General features: G+C 55.4%; 17 protein-coding genes and 2 pseudogenes. 16 read left to right on the forward strand and 3 right to left on the reverse strand.

The genetic code is table 11. From position 1 onward, the window contains the following. The first annotated feature begins 126 nt into the window (after positions 1-126). Positions 127-1,209 carry a DUF1559 domain-containing protein gene (locus Fuma_RS28950; protein WP_077027181.1) on the forward strand — a complete coding sequence of 361 codons (1,083 nt, stop codon included), beginning with the start codon at positions 127-129 and terminating at the stop codon, positions 1,207-1,209. A 2-nt stretch (positions 1,210-1,211) separates the two neighbouring features. Continuing rightward, positions 1,212-1,535: a hypothetical protein gene (locus Fuma_RS28955; RefSeq protein WP_077027182.1), complete on the forward strand. Its 324-nt coding sequence runs from the start codon at positions 1,212-1,214 to the stop codon at positions 1,533-1,535. Between the two features lie 94 nt (positions 1,536-1,629). Here Fuma_RS28955 and Fuma_RS28960 read toward each other — a convergent pair whose 3' ends face one another. Continuing rightward, positions 1,630-3,378: an Ig-like domain-containing protein gene (locus Fuma_RS28960; protein ID WP_158521171.1), complete on the reverse strand. Its 1,749-nt coding sequence runs from the start codon at positions 3,376-3,378 to the stop codon at positions 1,630-1,632. Positions 3,379-3,622: 244 nt separating this feature from the next. Here Fuma_RS28960 and Fuma_RS28965 point away from each other — a divergent pair, with 244 nt between their 5' ends. The 5 genes from Fuma_RS28965 to Fuma_RS28985 all read left to right on the forward strand — a co-directional run bounded on the left by Fuma_RS28965 (position 3,623) and on the right by Fuma_RS28985 (position 8,291). Continuing rightward, on the forward strand, positions 3,623-4,468 hold the full coding sequence (locus tag Fuma_RS28965) for a hypothetical protein (protein WP_077027184.1): 846 nt from the start codon (positions 3,623-3,625) through the stop codon (positions 4,466-4,468). A gap of 152 nt (positions 4,469-4,620) precedes the next feature. Then, positions 4,621-5,049, forward strand: a complete 429-nt coding sequence (locus Fuma_RS28970; RefSeq protein WP_145944435.1) for a hypothetical protein — start codon at positions 4,621-4,623, stop codon at positions 5,047-5,049. Between the two features lie 149 nt (positions 5,050-5,198). Beyond that, positions 5,199-6,611, forward strand: coding sequence for a beta-ketoacyl-[acyl-carrier-protein] synthase family protein (locus Fuma_RS28975; protein WP_229360770.1), 1,413 nt, complete (start codon positions 5,199-5,201; stop codon positions 6,609-6,611). A gap of 11 nt (positions 6,612-6,622) precedes the next feature. After that, a complete protein-coding gene (locus tag Fuma_RS28980; protein ID WP_077027186.1) occupies positions 6,623-6,886 on the forward strand; it encodes an acyl carrier protein in 264 nt (87 codons plus the stop codon). A 25-nt stretch (positions 6,887-6,911) separates the two neighbouring features. Next, positions 6,912-8,291, forward strand: a complete 1,380-nt coding sequence (locus tag Fuma_RS28985; RefSeq protein ID WP_145944436.1) for a phytoene desaturase family protein — start codon at positions 6,912-6,914, stop codon at positions 8,289-8,291. An 81-nt stretch (positions 8,292-8,372) separates the two neighbouring features. Here the strand turns inward: Fuma_RS28985 and Fuma_RS28990 are convergent, their stop codons facing one another. Then, entirely contained in the window at positions 8,373-9,632 is a 1,260-nt protein-coding gene (locus Fuma_RS28990) for a mandelate racemase/muconate lactonizing enzyme family protein (protein WP_077027187.1), read from the reverse strand. Positions 9,633-10,042: 410 nt separating this feature from the next. Here Fuma_RS28990 and Fuma_RS29000 point away from each other — a divergent pair, with 410 nt between their 5' ends. The 7 genes and pseudogenes from Fuma_RS29000 to Fuma_RS29030 all read left to right on the forward strand — a co-directional run. Next, positions 10,043-11,164, forward strand: coding sequence for a PEGA domain-containing protein (locus Fuma_RS29000; RefSeq protein ID WP_077027189.1), 1,122 nt, complete (start codon positions 10,043-10,045; stop codon positions 11,162-11,164). A gap of 304 nt (positions 11,165-11,468) precedes the next feature. Further along, positions 11,469-12,020, forward strand: coding sequence for an NADH-quinone oxidoreductase subunit I (locus Fuma_RS29005; RefSeq protein ID WP_077027190.1), 552 nt, complete (start codon positions 11,469-11,471; stop codon positions 12,018-12,020). Positions 12,021-12,081: 61 nt separating this feature from the next. Further along, on the forward strand, positions 12,082-12,513 hold the full coding sequence (locus tag Fuma_RS29010) for a DUF2203 domain-containing protein (protein ID WP_077027191.1): 432 nt from the start codon (positions 12,082-12,084) through the stop codon (positions 12,511-12,513). A 7-nt stretch (positions 12,514-12,520) separates the two neighbouring features. Beyond that, entirely contained in the window at positions 12,521-13,087 is a 567-nt protein-coding gene (locus tag Fuma_RS29015; RefSeq protein WP_077027192.1) for an NADH-quinone oxidoreductase subunit A, read from the forward strand. A gap of 136 nt (positions 13,088-13,223) precedes the next feature. Then, the gene (locus tag Fuma_RS29020; RefSeq protein WP_077027193.1) at positions 13,224-13,757 is read left to right on the forward strand and encodes an NADH-quinone oxidoreductase subunit C; all 534 of its coding nucleotides are present in this window, start codon (positions 13,224-13,226) and stop codon (positions 13,755-13,757) included. Between the two features lie 5 nt (positions 13,758-13,762). Further along, positions 13,763-15,001: an NADH-quinone oxidoreductase subunit D gene (locus Fuma_RS29025; protein ID WP_077027194.1), complete on the forward strand. Its 1,239-nt coding sequence runs from the start codon at positions 13,763-13,765 to the stop codon at positions 14,999-15,001. Between the two features lie 656 nt (positions 15,002-15,657). Further along, a pseudogene (locus Fuma_RS29030) lies at positions 15,658-16,218 on the forward strand (MFS transporter); the annotation flags it as partial. Positions 16,219-16,235: 17 nt separating this feature from the next. On the opposite strand, the gene Fuma_RS29035 reads toward Fuma_RS29030, so the two are convergent. Then, positions 16,236-17,465 (reverse strand): ISL3 family transposase, encoded by a 1,230-nt coding sequence (locus tag Fuma_RS29035; protein ID WP_077023303.1) that lies wholly within the window; start codon positions 17,463-17,465, stop codon positions 16,236-16,238. Positions 17,466-17,518: 53 nt separating this feature from the next. Here Fuma_RS29035 and Fuma_RS29040 point away from each other — a divergent pair. Together Fuma_RS29040 and Fuma_RS29045 are read left to right on the forward strand one after the other, a co-directional pair. Continuing rightward, a pseudogene (locus tag Fuma_RS29040) lies at positions 17,519-18,331 on the forward strand (MFS transporter); the annotation flags it as partial. 192 nt (positions 18,332-18,523) lie between these two features. Next, a complete protein-coding gene (locus Fuma_RS29045) occupies positions 18,524-21,394 on the forward strand; it encodes a Rieske 2Fe-2S domain-containing protein (RefSeq protein WP_077027195.1) in 2,871 nt (956 codons plus the stop codon). Positions 21,395-21,418: the final 24 nt, after the last annotated feature.

Here is a 21,418-nt window from a genome sequence, read left to right on the forward strand (position 1 = left end):
GAAGTCGCGTTCCTGAAAAACGCTCCGATCCGGACTAGGCACAAAACTTAGTCGATGCTAAACTCGCTAAAACTTAGTATGGGCTAAGTTGTTCGCGGCGGAAATTTCTGGTGGGAGGTTACGGCAATGAAGGTTCTTCGGCTCAAGGTCGCACGGCGCGCGTTTACGCTCATCGAGCTTCTGGTGGTGATTGCGATCATTGCCATCCTGATTTCGCTGTTATTGCCCGCCGTGCAACAGGCTCGGGAAGCGGCTCGGCGAACTCAATGCAAAAACAACCTTAAACAGCTTGGGTTGGCACTGCACAACTATCACGATGTGCATCGAAGACTTCCCGCCGGGTACTTCAGTTATCCAACTTCCAATGGCGCCGCGCCAGCGTGGGCTCAACTTGATCCGAATACGTGGGATGGGGCTCCGGGCTGGAGTTGGGGAGCGATGCTGCTGCCGTTTCTCGATCAGGGCAACATCACGAATTCCGTTGATTTCGACCGGCCGGTTTGGACCACGCAGCATCGTGACGTGCTTTCGACGAAGCTGCCCGTGTTCCTGTGTCCGACGTCAAGCGGAGGCGACGACGCTTTCACTGTTCAGGGGGCCGATGGTTCACCCCGCTTGATTAACGGTCAGCCGGTTGTGGTCGGGCGTTCTCACTACGTCGCCAGTCACGGCCAGGAATCGTGTTGGGGAGAATGCGGGTCGGCGACAACCGGTATTGTTTTCAGCAACATCTATACGTCAGCCACCAGGACGGTCGCAATTAACGGCGACGCTGGTCGAGTTGCCGATGGCCCGTTCTATCGCAATTCCGGAACGCGGTTTCGCGACGTGACTGATGGTCTGACGAACACGGTATTTCTGGGTGAACATTCGTCAAAGCTAAGCGACAAGACGTGGGTTGGCGTCGTTCCGGGAGCGTCAACGCCGCCTCGGTTTCGCAGTCCGGAAAACGGTCCTGATGCTGCAGCGACAATGGTGTTGGTGCATGCCGGGCCGTCTGGTGGCGAACTTGACATCACCGGTTTTCCCATCATTCATCCGGTGAATTTTCCGACCTTTCATGTCGGTCAGATGTACTCAGAACACATGGGCGGCGGGCACGTGAGTTTGGGTGATGGATCTGTCCGCTTCATTTCAGAAAACATTGACCTGCTTCTGTGGGCAGAATTGTCCAGCATGAACGAAGGCGAAGTCATCGGAGAATTTTAGCCATGAACCTGCACACGAAAATCCTGGTTTCAAGCTTGCCACTGCTGGCCATCGTCGTGTTTCTTGTGCGAGGCTGCACGCACTATGGTGAAGTCAACGCAGCCACTTATGAACACGCCAAAGCTCTGTATTCGATTTGCAATCGCAAAGACGCACAACGGCTGGAAGTGTGCGCAGCCATGATCGAAGAAGCGGCAACTGCTGCCCAGATTTCACGAACGGAAACCGCCTACTTAAACGACATTATTACCACGGCTCGCGATCGTAACTGGACGGACGCGCTTGCCATGTCCCGGCAGTTGATGGTCGATCAGATTGATCGGTGAGGCAGCAGCGGTGGACGTGGAATGTCTATGCTTGTTGTCTGTCAAATTCAGGCAGCTGCCTGAGTCTCGCGCATTTGCGGCGACCGTTTCCGGATCAGTTTTCGGGCGATCGTTTTTCTCGAGTTGAGCTTCTGAGCAGTTTTAGTGATCCGTCCGCTCCGAATTTTGACTGAGTGCCAAAGTCGGCGATGTACAAAATGCCCGTGCGCTTGTCCTGCGTGATATCCAGCGGGCCGTTGAGTGGCAGCTTACCTTCGGCTGAACGCAACCCGGCAACGTTGACGGGCAAACCGTCGTCGCCGAGGCGAATGGCTGCGATCTTCTTTGTGGAGTAGAAACAGCTCAGCAGACAACCGGAAAGTGGGTGAGCCGTTTCTAGCTGATACTCGATCATTCCGTTTGCACTCGTGCCGCCATGCTGCCAAATTTCAAACATCAGTTCCGCAGCAAAGCCATCTTCGGGCAGTGTGCCAACCGGGTAATCTGAGATCTCAAAAGGATCTATTTGCGCAGTCGGGTTTCCGCCATGAAGCACGTATTGTGCTCGCGATGGATTGGGGAATCCGTAGTGCCGGCCTCGTTGCAGCAGAAAGAGGCTCTCATGGTCCGGCGTCGTTTGTTTGATCAACGAGTTTTGGTCACCGAGAATATCGGGGTCATCCGGTACGCCGTCCTGCGGGCCCCCTCGATCATTGATATTGGTGGCCGTGTAAAGGTGTCCGTTGGAATGTGAAACAATTTCCAGAGCGTTGCGAACTCCGGTCGCGAAGATCTTTACAGCAGAATCCGGTGCCGATGGATCGATCCCCGAACTCGGGTGTACGTCCAGCGGAGCGTCGATCGACTGGTAATCGAATTCCAGAATGCAGCTCGAAAGTGGCTGCTCGGGAATGCCCCAGTTCGGCGGTCCCCCTGAACTGCTGGTGGACCCAACCGATTGATAGAGCTTGCCGTCGCGAAAGACGAGCCCATTCGGCTGATGTGGCAGCGTGTCAAAACCGCCCTGCCGTTCTCGTCCGTGAGGCAAGCCATAGACGATTGTCTCTTCGTGGATTTCCTCGTGGCTCTTTCCGCCAAGTTTGATCCGCACAATCGTGCCGGTGAAGTAGTAGCGATCGTCTTTTTCCGCGAGTCGCTGCGAATAACTGGCCCAAAGGATCAGGTTGTCAGACGTCGCGGAGGGATCCCATTCCAGATCGATGTACTGCCGACTCTTTTTCGGGTCGCTAAGTAAAACGGTACGGTTTTGAGGACGGCCTTCGTCGTCGATATCCCATCGCACCAGATGGCCGAACGCATCGGCCGCGTACAGGCGACGGTCAGGCCCGAACAGGATCGTGGTCATCGAACGTGTGCCATCGAATGTTTCCATCTCAAACGTTGGCAAAGCAGACTCAGCCGCAGAAGTCTCGCCCGTCGTGAACTTCCGCGCAAACGGAACCAGTGGTTCACCGCTTCTTGACAGGACACGCTCCGAACCGTGGCAAGAATATTCCGTGAGCGGCCTCAAATCATTTTGCGGGACAAGCGTGATCGACGCATTGGTCAGGTCGGTGGATTTGCGGCACGGCATTTCTGAGCCATCGGCAGCAACCAGCTTCAGAAACTTCAGTGAATCCGGATCAACGGCCTGGTTGAAACGCAGATTGATCGCAACGCCCGTTGGCACGTTCAAAGCGTTCTCACGAGGAAAACCGGCCGCTAGCTGAAACACTTCTGTGGCGGGCTCGTTACGCTGTGCGAAACCAAAGTCAGCGACCAGCAGCACCATCATCGGCAAGCCACATCGTAACGCCAGTCCTAAGAAGTTTCGGTCCAATCGGTCTGTAGCAGTTGCGATCATTCGGTTCCTCTGTCGAAGTGTGCGCTTGGCGTCAGCGGTCAACGCCGAGAAAATTCCAACCAACTCGGAGGCGACGAAGATCATACCTCGGTGGAAGTGCAAGTACGATTGTGTGCCACCCATCGCCTAACAATTTGCTCGCTGTGTCCCGGTTTGTTTTCCGTCTTAACCCAGTGTAATGTGTCCTTATTGACGGAAGGGGAGTGTTGAAAGTGCTTGTGGTCGTGCCGTGCGGAGTTCACACATGAGTTCTGGATTCGATTTTATTCAGTCTGTCAGCCCCACGTCGGCAACCCTGATCGGGGAACTTCGAGGCGGTGGTGTCATCTGGTGCGATATTCAGATCGAGCTTTCAGAGTTTGAGTACGAAGGTGAAACTGAGAACGGTCCTGTAATGCTGGAGTGCATTGACTTCGGAGTGACTGATTTGAGTGAACTGGTGAATCGTGAGTTTACGTTTCCCCGGAACCCCGAGGATGGTTATGTAGAAGGCTCGCTGTGTCTGGGCTACGACTACATTCCCGCAGATCTCACGAAGATTGTCTTTGGAGACACAAATGCGAGTACGATCGACGCAGTACTGACAATCCACTTAGTTTTTGGATGGCCATGGAAAGAAGTGCCCGACACGTTCGTCGTGGAATGGAAAATCAAGCTTGCTTTTGATTCTGAAGAACTAGGTAGGTCCTTTGCAGAACTTCGCGAAGACCTCGAAACTTCCAACTACAATCTCCCGCCCATCGAACATCCAGTGCTCGGTACATTGACCTACGAGAATGTCACCGAGATGTATAACGGCTCCGTTGCGAACGGCACCAAATCGATTCCCTCGGGGCTAAGCGCGAGCGAGTGTGATGACCTTGATTCTCTGGTTGAGGCGGCGTGTGAAATCACTGCGGACTTGCGGAACTTGGCAGCCGCTGCTACCGAGTTCATAGGCGAAAACTCAGACAACATTGACGCCGCCAGTTCGCTGTCGTTGATATCCCTCGTCGTGTATCCCCGCGGAGCCGCCGCTTGGTTTTTTCGCAATGGCACATCCCTCGCAGCGGTCACAATGGCGTCCGATCGATCGTTCGAATTACTGTGAGCGAATGCCACGGTAGGCCTGTACACTCCCGGCTGCCGCGATAAACAACCAGGCAGGGACCCGATTGACGAATTCCGAAATCCATGCGTCACGTGGCCGCTTGGTTTTACTGGACGATTCCGACTGAAACATTCAAGCGGCAGGTAGGTTTCATGAAACAACACGCTACGAAAACCGCTCGCACCGGATCCGGGAAAATGCAGTGGCACCCCGGCGAGCGGTTCGGCGGAATCGTCGGTGGACCATCCTGGCTCGCGTATGGTGCGATCGTACTTGCCTGGAAGGGGCAGCTCATTGCGTCAGCGGTGTCCGCTGTATCCTGCCTGCTTGTGGTTGCTCTTGGCTGTTGGTTGTGGACACGTCGTGATCGAGTCGCTCCGTCCCATGCCTTTGCTTGTGTGCTGCTCACGTTTTCCCTTGTAGTTCCAATCGTGTGGTTTGTCTGTTGGGACGTTCCCATCGCCGAACGCGTGCCATCACTACAGTGGGTTCGGGGCTACCGGTCTGTCGCTGCCTGCTTGCTGGGACCTGTGATATTGCTGTGCTTTTTCATGCGGGAGCGTTTTGGGGTAACCAAGTAGATTGTGCCCGTCCGAGATGACGGGGCAATCAACAGGCTGACTCAGCGAGCGTTGATGACGACAGTCCGGACAGCGTTCCCCAGCGAATTGCAGATCAACCACCCAGCCATGGAAAAATACAGACGAAATCGTGGACGCGATTCTTGTTAATGCTGCGTGCCACTGCGGTCAACTTGCTGATGGGCCGTTCCGGCACGGAGTCGTCGTCCGTTTCGCAATCCTTCATTGGGCTGAAGCTTGCGGCGCTTGTCAGGTTCCTGAAATCGCGGTACTCTTCGCTGCCTCCCTGCCCTGTAAGCCATTCACCGACTGCTGAGACTGAAACGTTGGCCCTCGACGACCGCATTGTCATTACCGGAATTGGACTGACTTCCCCCAACGGCAACAACCTGGCCGAATTTCGCCAGAATTTGCTCAACGGGAAGTCGGGCGTGGTGGACTACGAAACTCGCTATATGGGAGCCGTGCTCGCCGGCGTTTGCGACTTTGATCAAACTCGCTACCAGAAGCGGCGAGACGTCCGCCGGGGAACTCGGGCCGGTTCGATCGCCGTTTACTGTTCCAACGAGGCTGTGGCCGATTCAGGGCTGGATTGGCCCGCCGTGTCAAAGGACCGAGTCGGCGTCTATCTGGGCATCACAGAACACGGGAATGTCGAGACGGAAAACGAAATCTATGAGATTTCGCAGTTCGAATACGACACGAAGGTTTGGTCGCATCACCACAATCCTCGCACGGTCGCGAACAACCCGGCGGGTGAAGTGACTCTGAATATGGGAGTCACCGGGCCTCACCTGACCATTGGAGCCGCCTGTGCGGCTGGCAATGCCGGCTTCATTCAGGCAGCTCAAATGCTGCGGCTGGGCGAATGCGACCTGGCCATTGCGGGCGGCGTTTCGGAAAGTATTCACACATTCGGCATCTTTGCCAGCTTCCAAAGTCAGGGAGCTTTGGCCACGCATGCTGATCCGGCCAAAGCCTGCCGCCCGTTTGACGAAGATCGCAACGGAATTGTGGTGGCCGAAGGCGGCGGGATTTGCACTGTTGAGCGGCTTGATGACGCGTTGGCTCGTGGGGCGAAGATTTACGGTGAAATCATTGGATATGCAATGAATTCGGATGCGTCCGACTTCGTGCTGCCGAATTCAACTCGCCAGGCGGAGTGCATTCGGCTGGCTTTGGGGCGAGCGGGCATTACGGCGGATGACGTGGATATTGTGAGCAGCCACGCCACGGCGACGGAACAGGGAGATATCGAGGAAGCGACGGCATTGAGGGCGGTCTTTGGCGAATCCAAAGCCGTGATCAATAACACGAAGAGCTTTATTGGGCATGCAATGGGGGCAGCGGGTGCTTTGGAGCTTCTGGGTAACTTGCCGTCATTTGACGATGGGGTGGCCCACGCTACAATCAATCTTGAGAAAGCGGACCCAAGATGTGCATTGCCCAATTTAGTGGCGAATGAGCCGCGAAATCTGGGCGAAGTCGGCTGTATATTGAACAACTCGTTTGGGATGCTGGGTATCAATTCGGTCCTGATTATAAAGAAGTACGAGTCGTAAGGGGATTTTTGATGACGGGTGAGGAGATCAGGCAGGTCGTTCTGGAAATTCTGGAGCGAATCGCTCCGGACGAAGATCTGTCCGATCTGGACGATTCTGTCGCCTTCCGCGAACAGATGGAGCTGGACAGCATGGACTTCCTGGACATTGTGATGGAGCTGCGCAAAGCGTATCGCGTGCAGATTCCGGAAGAGGATTACCAAAACCTCAACACGATGTCTTCGACGGTCGAGTATCTAACGCCAAAACTCAAAGACGTGCCGGTCACGACGTAGATCGATCTCTTTGGAGAACACCGCCGTGCACTACGATACGGTTATCATCGGTGCCGGTATGTCTGGCCTTTCTGCGGGCGTGCGGCTGGCGTACTTCGAAAAAAACGTCTGCATCCTGGAACGACACACCACCATCGGTGGTCTGAATTCGTTCTACCGCTTGCGCAAACGCAATTATGACGTGGGCCTGCACGCGGTGACTAACTACGCGGAACCCGGCAGCAAAGGCGGTCCGCTTAGTAAACTGCTACGTCAGTTGCGGATGAAGTGGGAAGACTTCGATCTGCGTCCACAGCTGCAATCGTCGATCGCCTTTCCCGACTGCACGCTGCGATTCACCAACGATTTCGCTCTGTTGCTGGACCAGATCGCCACGGCATTCCCGAAACAGATTGACGGGTTTCGCCGGCTTTTGAGCGTCATCGACAACCACGACGCGTTGGATCTGGAGAACCGGAAGAACATTTCGGCTCGCAAGGTCCTGGGCGAGCATATCAGCGACCCGCTGCTGATCGACATGCTGTTTTGTCCGCTGATGTTTTACGGCAGCCCGACCCCGCGCGACATGGACTTCAGTCAGTTCGTGATCATGTTCAAGAGCATCTTCTACGAAGGTTTTGGACGCCCTTTTGATGGCATCCGCCTGATTCTGAAGAAGCTGGTTCGTCACTTTAAGTCGCTGGGTGGACACCTGAAGCTGCGGGCCGGTGTCAGTGAAATTAAGCAGAGTGACGGCAAAGCGAAAGCCGTGATTCTGGATGACGGTACCGAGATCACAGCAGACAATGTGCTGTCGTCGGCGGGTGCTGCGGAAACGATGAGGATGGTCGATCCGACTCGACCGGCCAAACGCCCCATCCCTGGAGACATCTCATTTGTAGAATCGATTTCGGTGCTCGATTGCGAACCGTCATCGCTCGGCCACAACGATACGATCGTGTTTTATAACGACGCTCCCTCGTTTCATTACGAACGTCCTCAGGAGCCGATCGACCTTCGCAGCGGTATCATCTGCTCGCCCAACAACTTCGACTATTCTCGACCACTGGAAGACGGTCGTGTCCGCATCACGGCTCTGGCAGAACCCGACTACTGGATCAACATGCCGGAAGACGAGTACGCTCAGCAGAAGATGAAATGGAACGACCGGATCATCGAAAGCGCGCTGAAGCACATTCCTGACTTCCGGTCGCACGTTATTGATACCGACGTGTTTACGCCTAGAACGATTCGCCGCTTTACCGGTCACGACAACGGCTGCGTGTATGGAGCTCCCGAGAAGTTTGTCGACGGTCAAACGCCCGTTCGCAATCTGTATTTATGTGGTACCGACCAAGGCTTCCTCGGCATTGTCGGAGCCATGCTCTCCGGCATCACGATCGCCAACCGCTATTTGTTGAAATAACGGTGCTGAATCGTCGGCTTCATCTTTTTGCAGCGATCCATGGGGTGATCGTTTCCGTGCTAAAGTCGAGCTTGAGCTCTTTCAGGCAACCGCGAAGCGGCGGACTACGTCTTCGTCGATTTCAATTCCCAGGCCGGGTTTGTCCGGTATTGTGATGAAGCCGTTGCGTACTGTCAGTGGAATTTTCGCGAGACCATTGCGCCAGGGGTTTTCAGTCTGGTCAAGCTCCAACAGCGGCGTGTCTGTTGGAGGGCCCCAGTGAGGGTCGGGTAGCAGTGAAAGCAAGTGTGCCGAGGCTGCGATCGCGATGTCCCCGCCCCAGCAATGCGGCATACAGCGAACGCCGGCCAGCGCTGCCAGTTCGGCGATGAAAAGCGCTTCTCCAATTCCGCCGCACAGGCTGACGTCCGGTTGAATGATGTCGAAGCAGCCACGATTGATAAGAGTTCGCCCGGCCGCCCGAGAATCAAGTCCTTCACCACCAGCCAGAGGCAGAGGCATCTTTCGGCGCAGTTCTTCATAGCCGGTATAGTTCGGGGTGACCTGCGGAAGTGGTTCTTCGAAGTAATCGAAATTCAGTTCATTAAGAGCGTCCGCCATGCGCAATGCTGTTCCCTGCGTGTACCCTCCGTTGCCGTCGACCATCAATTTAACGTCCGGTCCGACCGTGTCCCGAACACGCTGAGCGACACGTGCTTCGCGAGCGACGGAATATCGTCCCAGTCGCATCTTGATGGCGCGGTGCCCGAGCGCCACCATCTCGGCAGCGACTTTCGGATATTCTTCTTCGATCTCAGGCTGGTTCACATAGCTGAGTGCCGAAACATAGACCGGCACCTGGTCTCGGAATCGGCCACCAAACAGTTCGGCTACGGGCAGGTTCAAGGCCTTGCCTCGCAGGTCATTCAAAGCGATTTCCACGCCGCCGACCGCCAGTCCGTTTCCAAAGTTGGCGCCCCAAAGCTTTCGCCACAGGCGGCGATAGTCCAGCGGGTTTTCGCCAATCAGTCGCGGTGTCAAATGATTGTCGATGGTTCCGCGCGTGCCGGAGATGGGACTCTTCTCGCCCCAGCCAACCAACCCCTGATCCGTCTCAATTCGAATCAACAACGCTTCGCGTGTTGTCGGCAGCGGTACAGAAACAGAGACGCCATTCGGTCGTTCCAGTTTGTGCCGCAGCAGGTAGGTCTTTACAGAAGTGATCTTCAGCGGCGGCGCGTTCCCCTGGCTCACTGCGTCGCGCTCATCTGCTGAGGCGATATTCGCCATTCCGGAGATCCCACCAGCGGCAATCCCAGCTCCGAGCCGCAGCAGTTGGCGGCGATTGTTTCTTATCGGCATCAGTCATGACCTCAATGAGGATACGGCAAAGATACCCGAGCATATCGACATCCCCGCCACCACGCCACCGCCACCAGCCATAGTGATCCCTACGCTGTTCAACGCGGTATCGCGGAAGCCGAACACTCATTCCATCGGCAAGGAGTCCGCGAAGGGGCGATTCCGAAGGGGCCGATTCGGGATTGAATTGACTGACGGTCTCTGCAGGCGGCTCGACCTGGCAAGCGACGTGTCGCAAAATTTCACGTTGCCCTTGCCCGCGAATGACGAGCAGGTTAAGTAAGTGCCTGGATTATATGACCACGGCAGATCGGCGGTTCGGCGTGATGCTTCCAGATAGCTGAATTGGCGCGGCTTGGCGGCTGGAGCAAAATCGGATAAATGTTGTTTGGGGCCACTGGCAGAACTGAGTGAATCGCGACGTTTGTGCCGCGAGGCTTCAGGCGGCCGACACTGACATTCAAACCAGCAACACTCTTGAAGGGGCCATGATGAATCGTTGTTTCACCGGCTATGTTCGATGGGGCTTGCTGCTACGACTATTGATTGCCGTCGTGGCGACTTCGCTCGTCGGCCCTGTGCAAGCTGCGGAACTTCGCATCACTTCGACACCAAACGGCGCGTCCATCTTTGTCAACGGCAAGGCAACGAAAGCTGTCACTCCCGCAGCAGTTGAATTGGGTGTTGGGGACAAGGTGCGGCTCGGACTGGATGGGCATGAACCGTTCGCACAGGAAATTCAGTCACTCGACGACCGAGTGAATCCCAGGCTGGATGAAGTCACTGCTTTTCGGATGTTTCTGGATGTCAAAACGGCGAACAGGAAAAATGCGGGGACAGACGATCTTTCTGTCGTGATATTGCTTAATGGCGATCCGTCCCAACGCCGCGTTCTCAACAGGCCGCGGTACGATGCGCGTCGTGTTGGGGCGATTGATCACTTTCAATTCGACTTCGATTGTCCAACGCAGCAACTGAAGGGGATTCAGGGCAGGGTTGAAGGTGGTGCCGACGCATGGAAATGCGAAGGGATGGTCATCCGTATGGAAAAAGGTGACGCATTAACAAGTCGGACTTACAACAAAGTCATCAATAAATGGATGTCGGCGGATGCGAAAGAGGGTGTTTCATGGATCGACATTCCGCTTGCCGGCGTCCGCTTTCGCCCTTTCAGGATTCCCGAAAAGCCTTTCAGGGTGACGGTTTCCGGCAGGCAGACTCAAGCCAATTCCGCGCGGATCGGGCGCGTCAACGTCGGCGATCGGGTTACAATTGCTCCGGTGTCCGGGACTTGGTCGAGCGGCGGGACGCGTGCGGGCAAATTCTGCGACTGGCGCGGCTATGAGGGCGGTCAGGCCGTGATGGCCCTGCATATCGCCGTCGGCGACAAACGAACCGCCGTCACTGACAGGGAATTCACATTCCGGGTGGAAGATGCCGGCTTGCTCGCTCTGTATGCCAATGACAAGGATCCTCGCGGAAACACGGGGTCGCTCGTGGTAATGGTGACGGTCGATCGGGCTTCGCCATAGCAGCGGGCGGCCCACGGTTGAGTCACGCAACGAGTTTTGGGCAGGACGAGAACCGGGATGCTCGTTGGTGGCGATGATTCTGCGTGTAGCCGCCAGGCTGGAAAAAGGGGCGAATGTTGATGTCCCGGCCAGGCATTTTCCCTTCCCATTGCTGGGATGGAACGTCGAGTCCGCTTGCGTCCGGCAACCCGCCTCATATAATCGCCAGCAACGTGCTCAGTCGACTTATTGGGCTGCTTGTTTGCTGGTAAAAGCTGTGTTGTTGGCTCGCCAACGACGCGGAAAGCATAGAGAAACGATCATCATGTTGACGTGGTTTCGGAATGTCTGGTTGGCGGTTTCTACCGTCGCGCACGGCATGGGAGTGACATTAGTCACATTGCTGAAAACCTATCATCGCGATCGCCAGACATTCGCCGACACATATACTTACCCCGAAACACCGATCAAGGTGAAGCCACGTTACCGAGGCTTCCACCGCTTTGATTTGACGGTCTGCATCGGTTGCGAAAAGTGTGCTCAGGCGTGCCCTGTCGACTGCATCTACATTGAAAAAGTGAAAAGCCCGGTTGGTAAAGGGTTTCGCATTGATACGTTCGGGATCGATTACACGAAGTGCATGTTCTGCGCGTTGTGTGTTGAGCCCTGCCCTGTCGATTGCATCTTCATGGGGTCTAACCACGATCTTAGCTGCTACAGTCGCGACGGATGTATTGTGGACTACGCAAAGCTGCCGCTGGAATTGGCGTGGGGTAAAGCCACGTTGAATCCGACTGCTGTGGCGGAGTCAAAAGTGTTGCATAAGCCGGTTTGGGTGAAGGGCGAAGAAAGTCCTTTTGAGTTTGCTGAAAGTTAGGGTTCCTGACGTCAGTGCCCTGCGTCTCGCTTTTCCGAAAACACGGTAACGGGTGCGACACATGCGAACGGACGATTCTCTGTTGACGGTTGACGATGCAAATCAGCGACTGCCTTTAGTGCGAGCGATTGTGCGGGATGCGATTGACTTGAAGCGGGATGTCCTGCAGCGGCAAAGTCGTCTTTTGGACTTGCGGGAACGCTATCCGGACGAGGGTGATGACGGATCTCCGTACGCGGAAGAAGTTTTGCAGATGGAGGAGTCGCTGGAGGCGGATGAAATTCGCATCGACGGGTATTCACAGGAGTTGCGGCAGATCGGCGCGACTCTTCAGGATGCTGAAACCGGCCTTGTTGAATTTGCGTCGTCACTGGATGGCGACCCTGTGTGGTTGAGCTGGGTGTACGACGAACCGGACGTCAGTTTCTGGCGTTCTGAACGTGACGAACCCGCAAATCGTCGGCCGCTGGAACCAGCGGAACAAACGAACTGAAAACGATATGACAAACCTTGTTGGACATCTTCTGCTTTTCGGCACTTCAGTGTGTGTGCTACTGGCGTTGCCGATTTTTATCGGTCGACTGGTGCGTCCCAAACTGCCGACACCGGAAAAAGACTCGATCTACGAGTGTGGTGAGCCTGCGATTGGTTCCAGCTACATTCAGTTCGACCTTCGGTTTTACGTCGTCGCGTTGCTGTTTATCGTGTTCGACGTCGAAGTGGCCTTCTTCTTTCCGTGGGCTGCGATTTATGGCAGTGCGACTCAGCTTGCCGATTCGCGACTCACTGACGAAGCTCGCTTGCAGCTTAGTGCTCGCCTGCAGGACTTGAATCCCGCGACAATGGATGCGGGCAACATTGTCTCAGCTGAGGCCGCTCAGTCGCTGGCAATCACTGGTTTTCTTGACCTGTTAGTTTTCTTCGCCGTGCTTATGGTTGGCTTCGCTTATGTCTGGAAGCGAGGCGATCTGGACTGGATTCGAGCTGTCACTCAGAAGTCACGCCAGGCGGCGGACCAAACCGTGGTTCCCGCAAGTCGGACGACCTCCGTGGCCACGCCCGTCTAGAGTGTTATTGCCGGGACTTACCCGGTTTTTTCCGAGTGCTTTCTGCCCTCTACTCTTCGACTCCACCAGCCGCAAAGCGTTGCTCTGGTTGGTAAAGCAACACCCGGGCAAATGCCCTGTGGTTGACTGAAACACCATGAATATCAACGACATCCATTCCATACTGCTGGAAAAGTTTGGCGAAGCTGCTGTTGGTAGCGCCCCGGTCGAAGCCACCGATCCGTGGATCGTTGTCAGCCCGGAGAGCATCGTCGAAGTTGGCACGTTTGTGCGTGACGACGAACGTCTTCAGTTTGATCACCTCAATGATTTGTGTGGGTGTGATTACTTTGAGCCGGATGAGAAGAAGGCAGCAAAGTTCGGGCACGATCCGCACATCGAAGTTGTCTACAACCTGTCGAGTATTGAACTGAAGCACTACTTGAAGCTGAAAGTCATTCTGCCACGCTGGAAGGATGACGTCGATGGTCAGCTTCCGGAAGCACCATCGGTGAGCACCGTTTGGAAGATCGCTGACTGGCACGAACGCGAGGCCTACGATCTTGTCGGCATTCACTTCACCAATCATCCCAATCTCAGACGTATCCTGTGCCCCGAAGACTGGGTCGGACATGCTCTGCGAAAAGACTACGACTTCCCTCTGGAATACCACGGCGTTCGAGGCCGATAAGTGATATGAGCCTAACAATCGAAGATCCTCGCGTTGTCGAGTTTGACGTCCAGACCGACGAAATGTTGGTCAACATGGGGCCGCAGCATCCCAGCACGCACGGCGTTCTGCGGCTGCTGTTGAGAACTGACGGCGAAATCGTGCATGAGTGCACGCCGCATATCGGTTACCTGCATCGCTGCGCAGAAAAGATTGGTGAGAATCTTTGCGCGCCGCAGTGGATTCCGTACACCGACCGGATGGACTATCTGGCCGCGATGAACATGAATCTTGGCTTCGCTTTGACGATCGAGAAAATGATCGGCATGGAAGTTAACGAGAAGGCTCGGCATCTGCGAGTATTCATCGCGGAACTGGGCCGCATCGCCAGCCACCTTGTCGGTATGGGAGCTTATGGACTCGACTTGGGCACGTTTAGTCCGTTCCTGTATGCCTTCCGTGAACGCGAAATTATTCTGGACTTCTTCGAAGACATCTGCGGTGCTCGCCTGACCTGCAGCTACGTCACGATGGGCGGAGCGACCCATGATTTACCGGAATCCATCGATGTTCCGGATGGTCTTGCGGCATTGCTGAAGATTCCGAAGGGCGGACACAAGCCGTTTTTCGAAGTCATCGAAATGTTCCTGTCATGGCTGGAAAAACGCGTTGCCGAGTACCACGCGTTACTGACCAACAACGCGATCTTCATCAAGCGGACAGCAGGAATTGGAATTCTGACGCGGGAAATGGCGATCAGTCATGGTTGCACCGGACCAGTCTTGCGAGGCAGTGGTGTCGACTACGACCTGCGTCGCGATGGCGAACCGATCTACACACGAATGTACGCCGACTACGACTTCAAAGTGCATTCCGCGCCGTTTAAAGACGCTCCGCGTGACGTTGTTTTGGGTGACTGCTGGTCTCGCTTTTATGTTCGCATGGTCGAACTGGTTGAAGCTATCGGGATCGTTCGCCAGTCCATTCCAAAGTATCAGGCAGCCGAAGGCAGCCATAAAGACACGTTCAAGTTCAATACGAAACTGCCGAAGGACGAAGTGTATCTGGAAACCGAGTGTCCTCGCGGCCAGATGGGTTTCTACGTCGTCGGCAACGGCACTGCAGAACCGCTCCGCACTCGAGCCAAAAGCAGTTGCTTCTGCAATCTGTCGATTACGGACCACATCTGCGCGGGCGTGCCTTTGGCTGACGTCCCGGCTGTGGTTGGTTCGCTGGACATCGTGATGGGCGAGATCGACCGGTAACAACGCAGGTCGTCAATCGCGGACCTGCACAACGGTCTCTTCCAGTTTGGGCCGGGGCCAGAACCGTGGAAGCCTGAATTGGGTCAGCCAACAGGTTTGGTGGTTGGCTGGGCACCGGCTGTCGACTTCGAGACGCCATATCGCGAGAGAGTCCCATCGCGCCGGAGTTGCTTGCTCCGCTGAATAAGTGCGCGTTACGGCCCCTGACGAAGCCTCCGCTGTCAGCGTGGGCTCGCTTTCGGTCTCCTTCCCGTGCTGCGCAGACACGAGAGAGCTGATCGTCTGGAAGGCGGCTTTGCTATGCGCTCTATGCCCGCTTCTCCATACAGCCGCGACGCATCCAATATGCAGGCTGCGTGAGCCCGGCACATTGATGCCTGTAAATGTTGCATAGTTGCGATTTGATGAGGCATTGTTCGGTGTGTGGATCTGCGGGTCGCATCGGATTTACGATCAAATCGCTGACTGTGCGCGCGGTTGAGTCGTAAATTTACAATGTTGCTTAATGTGGCCGTTTTTTCGCTCGCGCCATGGCATGCCGATTGCGAATGGCTTAGGGCATTGGAACCGTGTGCTCGTTGCGAGTGCACACCGCCCTCGTCTCATCGGGATTGCTCCAGCATGTTGGTGAGCAGTTCGACTCAAGAGCCACCGCCATGGAAATTCAAAACAAAGCCACCCGGATTCGTCTGTTTAACATTGGAACGCCGCAGATGCGGGCTTTCCACATGTCGTGGTTTGCTTTCTTTTTATGCTTCTTCGCCTGGTTCGGCATTGCACCACTGATGAAAGTGGTGCGTGATGAGATGTCGCTGACGAAAGAACAGATCGGCTGGTGCATTATCGGATCGGTCAGCGTCACCGTGCTGGCTCGACTTTTCATCGGCTGGTTATGTGACCGCATCGGCCCGCGACTGGCTTACACGTGGCTGCTGTTGCTCGGATCGGTGCCGGTGATGTGTATCGGATTCGCGAACGACTACACCACGTTTCTGTGTTTTCGAATCGCCATCGGAGCGATCGGGGCTTCTTTTGTGATCACTCAGTATCACACGTCGATCATGTTTGCTCCCAACTGCGTGGGAACCGCCAATGCGACGTCTGCCGGGTGGGGGAACCTGGGTGGTGGAGTGACTCAACTGGTGATGCCATTGTTCTTTGCGACCTTCGTGGGCACTCTTGGTTTCAGTAACGCGATCGGCTGGCGCGCGGCCATGTTTGGGTCCATCCGGGATTATTGTGGGTAGAGGTCGAGTCCTCCGCAGTAGAAGAGGATGGCGGTTTTGAAGTTGTCGCGGTTTCGGTATCCGCCGACTCTTCGTTTGATGGCCATGATTTTGCTGTTCATTCCTTCGGCGACGGCGTTTGTGATTCCGTGAGTGCAGTAGCTCACCACATTGGCTAAGCGTTCTTTGATCGTGCGAGCGACTTTCTTCATTGGCTCCAGCTTTGTGTGGATGACTCGCTTGTACCAGTCATTGAAGAACGTCGTGGCCTCTGCCGGAGTGTCATGAACCCAGAGGTCTCGCAGCATCTCCTTGTAGGCCCACGCTTTGCCCGTGAGTAACTCTGCCTTCCATGCGGCATCAAAGCGTTCCTGCTGTTTTTCGCTGAGATTCTCCTGGCCTGAAAGCCACAGATACCGAGTTCCCGTCAATCGATCATCGCCTTCGGCGCGAAGCTTCTTCTGCTCCGACCGACGGACCTTGTCGACGGCTTCGGTTGCCAGCTTCATGATGTGAAAGCGGTCGTGCACAATCTTCTGTTCGGCCAATGCAATGTTGCCTTTGGTGCTCTTGACGTATGCGGCACTCATGTCCATCGCAACCGCCTCCACAGACTGCTTTTCACTGTCGGAAAGCTGATCGAAACAGGCATCAGCGGCTGCCGTGTCATGACCATCGGAAATCGCTTCGACAGTGCTCTTGTCCAAGTCATAGATCAGCGTGACGTAGTTGTGTCGTTTTCGAAAGGCTTTCTCGTCGATGCCGATTCGAGGGAGGTTCTTCGATTGTTTGCGATCCTTCCCGCGAGCCACCGCCTTCTGCAGAATGTGCCACGATTCATCCCATGAGATCCCCAGAATGCTGCACGCCCCTTTCACGGTTTGTGTGGCCAGAAGAACGTCGATGGCGAAGCGTTCAAAGAACAATGAGAAGCGGCTGTTCTTTTCCGCCCAGGGAAGCCTGATCTGTTTGACGCCATGATCCGGGCACTTCACGCGAGGCGTGCGGGCATGAAGGATGGTCGCAAATTGCATCGTGTCCAGATGCCGCCATTGGCGAGACTTCGTGTGGTCATAGCACGGCAGCTGCCTGTCGCAATCCGGACAGCAAAAAGTTTCGCCCTCGCCATGTTCGACGAAAACGTCGACCTGTTGAGCTTCCATATCCAGCTGAACGTCCGCCACAAACCACGGCCCCGTCAGTCCCAAAATCTGTTCGTAAAAGTCTGTTCCCTGCATCCCACGAAAACTAACGAATTAACGCCTCACCCACAAAGAACCCGGATGGACCCATGTTTGTTGCCGGCATGATGTGCGCCCTGACTGGTGTCGCCTACTTCTTTCTAACTCAGGACGCGCCCGACGGTAACTTCAGCGATCTGCGAGCTAAGGGGCAGATGGCGGACAAGAAGTCGGTCAAGGGTTCGTTTCTGGCAGCATGCAATGACCGTCGCGTATGGGCGCTCTTCGTGATCTACGGTGCCTGCTTCGGCATCGAACTCACAATCAACAACGTGGCCGCTTTGTACTTTCTGGACTACTTCGACTACTTCAAAGAAATGAACACTGCGAAGGCGATCAGCACGGCTGGCATGATCGCCGGGTTGTTTGGATTAATGAACATTTTTGCCCGCACACTGGGTGGGGCATTTGGCGACAGGTTTGGTGCGAAGTGGGGACTGTCGGGGCGTGTGAAATGGTTGTTCGCGACGCTGTTTTGTGAAGGCTTGGCGCTAATGCTGTTCTCGCAGATGAACGTCCTGACGCTGGCGATTCCGACGTTGATTCTGTTCAGCCTGTTCGTGCAGATGAGTGAAGGAGCCACGTTCTCTGTGGTGCCGTTCATCAATAAGCGAGCACTGGGGTCTGTTTCCGGGATTGTCGGAGCAGGCGGAAACGCCGGTGCAGTGGCGGCCGGTTTCCTGTTTAAAGCGGAAACTATCTCGTGGCCAACGGCGCTGTTTATTCTCGGAGCTCTCGTGACGTGTTGTTCGTTCCTGACGTTCGTTGTGAATTTCAGTGAGGCCGCCGAAACGGAAGCCCGCGAAGACACAGCGGCGGCAGACACTCAGCCAGTCCCCGAACTGGCCACGGCAACAGGTTAAGCGCTCTTCTTCTACCCAAGGGTAAGAAGATGCTCAAACCCCAGACGCGGAAGCCGAGCCTCGCAGAAAAACCGCTCGATGTGAACACCTAAAAGCCGGAATCGCGGCTCTCTCAATTTGGCTCTCTCCTGAGGAATACAGGAGAAGCAACGATTGTGCCCTGCTGTATCGGCCCTGATCGAAAATCATCCCATGCCCAACCCTATCGAAGTTTGGAAGTCCGAAAAGCATCCGTTCGACGTCTGGCCCGACGTCGAAAAATATGCCGCCGCGCAGACGCCGATGAAGGCCATCGACACGCCTGATCTGGAGCGTATGAAATGGCATGGGTTGTTTTACCGAAAACGCGATGAGCCGGGTCGCTACATGACTCGTATTCGCGTGACGGCTGGCGAACTGTCGGCCGATCAAGCTCGCGAAATTGCATTCATCGCGTACGAACTTGGCCACGGCATCGTCGACATAACAACGCGAGCCAACGTGCAGGTACAGGGGCTGGAAATTGAGCACCTGCCCGCTGTCGTATCGCGACTCGAACACGTCGGGCTTTCTGCAAAGCAAACCGGACACGATAACATTCGCAACGTGTTCGCTCATCCTTTCAGCGGTTTGCAACATGATGAACTCATCGACACACGGCAGCTATGCCATGATGTCACCGAAGTGTTTCTGGACAGCCGCGAATATTCAGACCTGCCGCGCAAACTGAACATCTGCTTAAACGGGACCGATTCGCATTCGGCTCATTTCTGGACTCAGGACTTGAGTTTCCTGGCGACTGAAGTCGATGGCGAAGTGCTGTTTCATGTTTTGCTGGCGGGAACTCAGGGCCAGAATCCTCGGCTTGCCTGGCATCTGCCCGTGCTTGTCCGGCCGGATCAGGTCGTGGACGTAACGCGCTCCATTCTTGACCTGTTCAAGGCCAAAGGGACTCGTGAAAAACGAAACAAGTCACGGCTGCGTTTTCTGATCGAAGACATCGGGATCGGCGGTGTGCTGGAATGGCTCGAACAGGATCTGCCGTTCCCATTGCAGCCTTGTGTGGGGGAACCGATTCCGGCATCCAGTCATGATGAGCTGGTCGGGTGGTTTCGCCAGACTGATGCGAAACTCTGGACGATGGGGATTTCCATTCCGCTCGGGCGCATGACGTGGCGTCAGCTGGAAGGCCTGGCCCTGCTCAGCAAAAAGTGGGGCAACGGACAGTTGCGGACAACTCACGAACAGGGCATTGCCGTCATTAACATCCCTACCGGCTTCAAAAACGCAGCGGCCACCGATGCTGCAGCGCTGGGGCTGACTGTTCAGGCCGATCCCTTCGAGCTGAATACAATGGCATGCACCGGAAGTCAGTTCTGCAACATCGCTGTGACCGAAACCAAGGGGCACATGTTTCAGCTGATTGAAAAACTGCGCAAGCGAGCTCTGAAGCTGCATGGCATTCGGATTCACATGAGCGGTTGTCCGTCCAGTTGTGCTCAGCACTTTACCGCTGACATCGGACTGAAGGGAGTTCGCGTGCGACGGTTGATCGGCACGCGCGAAGGTTTCGATGTGTTTCTGGGCGGCGGGCTGGCGGGGCAGGTTCACATGGGACTGCCATACAAACTCGGGGTCGACGTCGATCAGTTGCCAAACCTGGTGGAAGATGTTGTTAACGAATTCTATCTGAAGCACCGCTCCGGCCAGACCTTCAGCGCGTATTGGCGTGAAAAACTGCAGGCCGCAGAGGCTGCCAAAGTGGGTGACGAAGAGTACAAAGTTCCTGTGTGGTTGTGCGAAGCGTGTGACTTCCATCACAACGGTGAAGACCCGCCCGTGTTCTGCCCCAGTTGCGCAGGCCTGCGTCGAAATTTCGCTCGCCTGGAAGATGGAACAAGCGACGCGGCAGAAGCGGTTTCAGAAGGCGACAGCTTGCCTCCTGTTCGCGACGATGGTTTTCTGTTCGCGGCGAAGAATTCTGACCTGACGTCAGGTGCAGGGCTAACTGTGGAAGTTCAGGGGATTGAATACGCCCTGTTTCGTGTCGGCGACAAAGTTCGTTGCATCGATTCGGCGTGTCCACATGAAGGTGCATCTTTGGCAGACGGCGAATTGCGTGATGACGTGGTTGTTTGTCCGTGGCATAGCTGGGAATTCGATACCTGCACCGGGTGCAGCCTGGAACCCAAGGGGAATGACGTCAGTTCGTATGAAACGCTGATCGATGGTGGCAACATCTTCATTAAGCCGCAGGCAGCGAAGGCCATGCCGGTGAATTCAGCGGCGACTTCGGTTTTGGATCGCATCAAGGGCAGCGGTTCGGCGCGTCCGAAGGCAGTGAAGCCGGTTGAGGCTGTGCTGCAGGTTGTTGATGTCATTCAGGAAACGCCGGACGTGAAAACGTTTCGCCTGAATAACGCAGATGGCGCGATCCCGTTCGACCATCCGGGCAAGTTTGCGAAAGTGTGCATTCCGTCAGATGATGGTGATGTGTGGCGAAGCTTCACCATCAGTTCGCGTCCGGGCGACAAGCACTACCTCGATCTGACGATGAAACTGAACCCTGTTGGTCAGGTTACGCGATACCTGTTCGACAACGTCGGTCCGGGCGATTCCATTCGATTAAAGGGGGCTCAAGGCGGCTTCTTTCTGGATACTCAACAGCATCCCGAACCGCTCGTGCTGGTGTCGGCGGGCAGCGGTATCACGCCAATGATGTCGATTGTTCGGTCGTTGGTGGCTGCTGAAAGTCAGCGACCGGTTACGTTTTTGTATGGGGCTCGCACCGAAGCCGACATCATCTTCCGCAAAGAATGCGAACAACTTGCGCAGGACCATTCGTGGTTCAAATACCGAGTTTCGTTGTCGATGCCTGGCGAATCATGGACTGGATCACACGGACGAATTGATGGCCCGCAGGTTTTGTCAGCGGTGAACGAGCCGACGGCGTGCCGGTACTTCCTGTGTGGCCCAAATGAATTTATGGAGAGTCTGGTTGAAGAGCTGAAGCACGCGAACGTGCCTGCTGAGCGGATTCATACGGAGCAATTTCACGCCGTAAAAACGCCGGCCACGATTTGACGATCTTTCAGCGGCCCCTGGCAC

This window comes from Fuerstiella marisgermanici, from assembly GCF_001983935.1.
Taxonomy (GTDB): domain Bacteria; phylum Planctomycetota; class Planctomycetia; order Planctomycetales; family Planctomycetaceae; genus Fuerstiella; species Fuerstiella marisgermanici.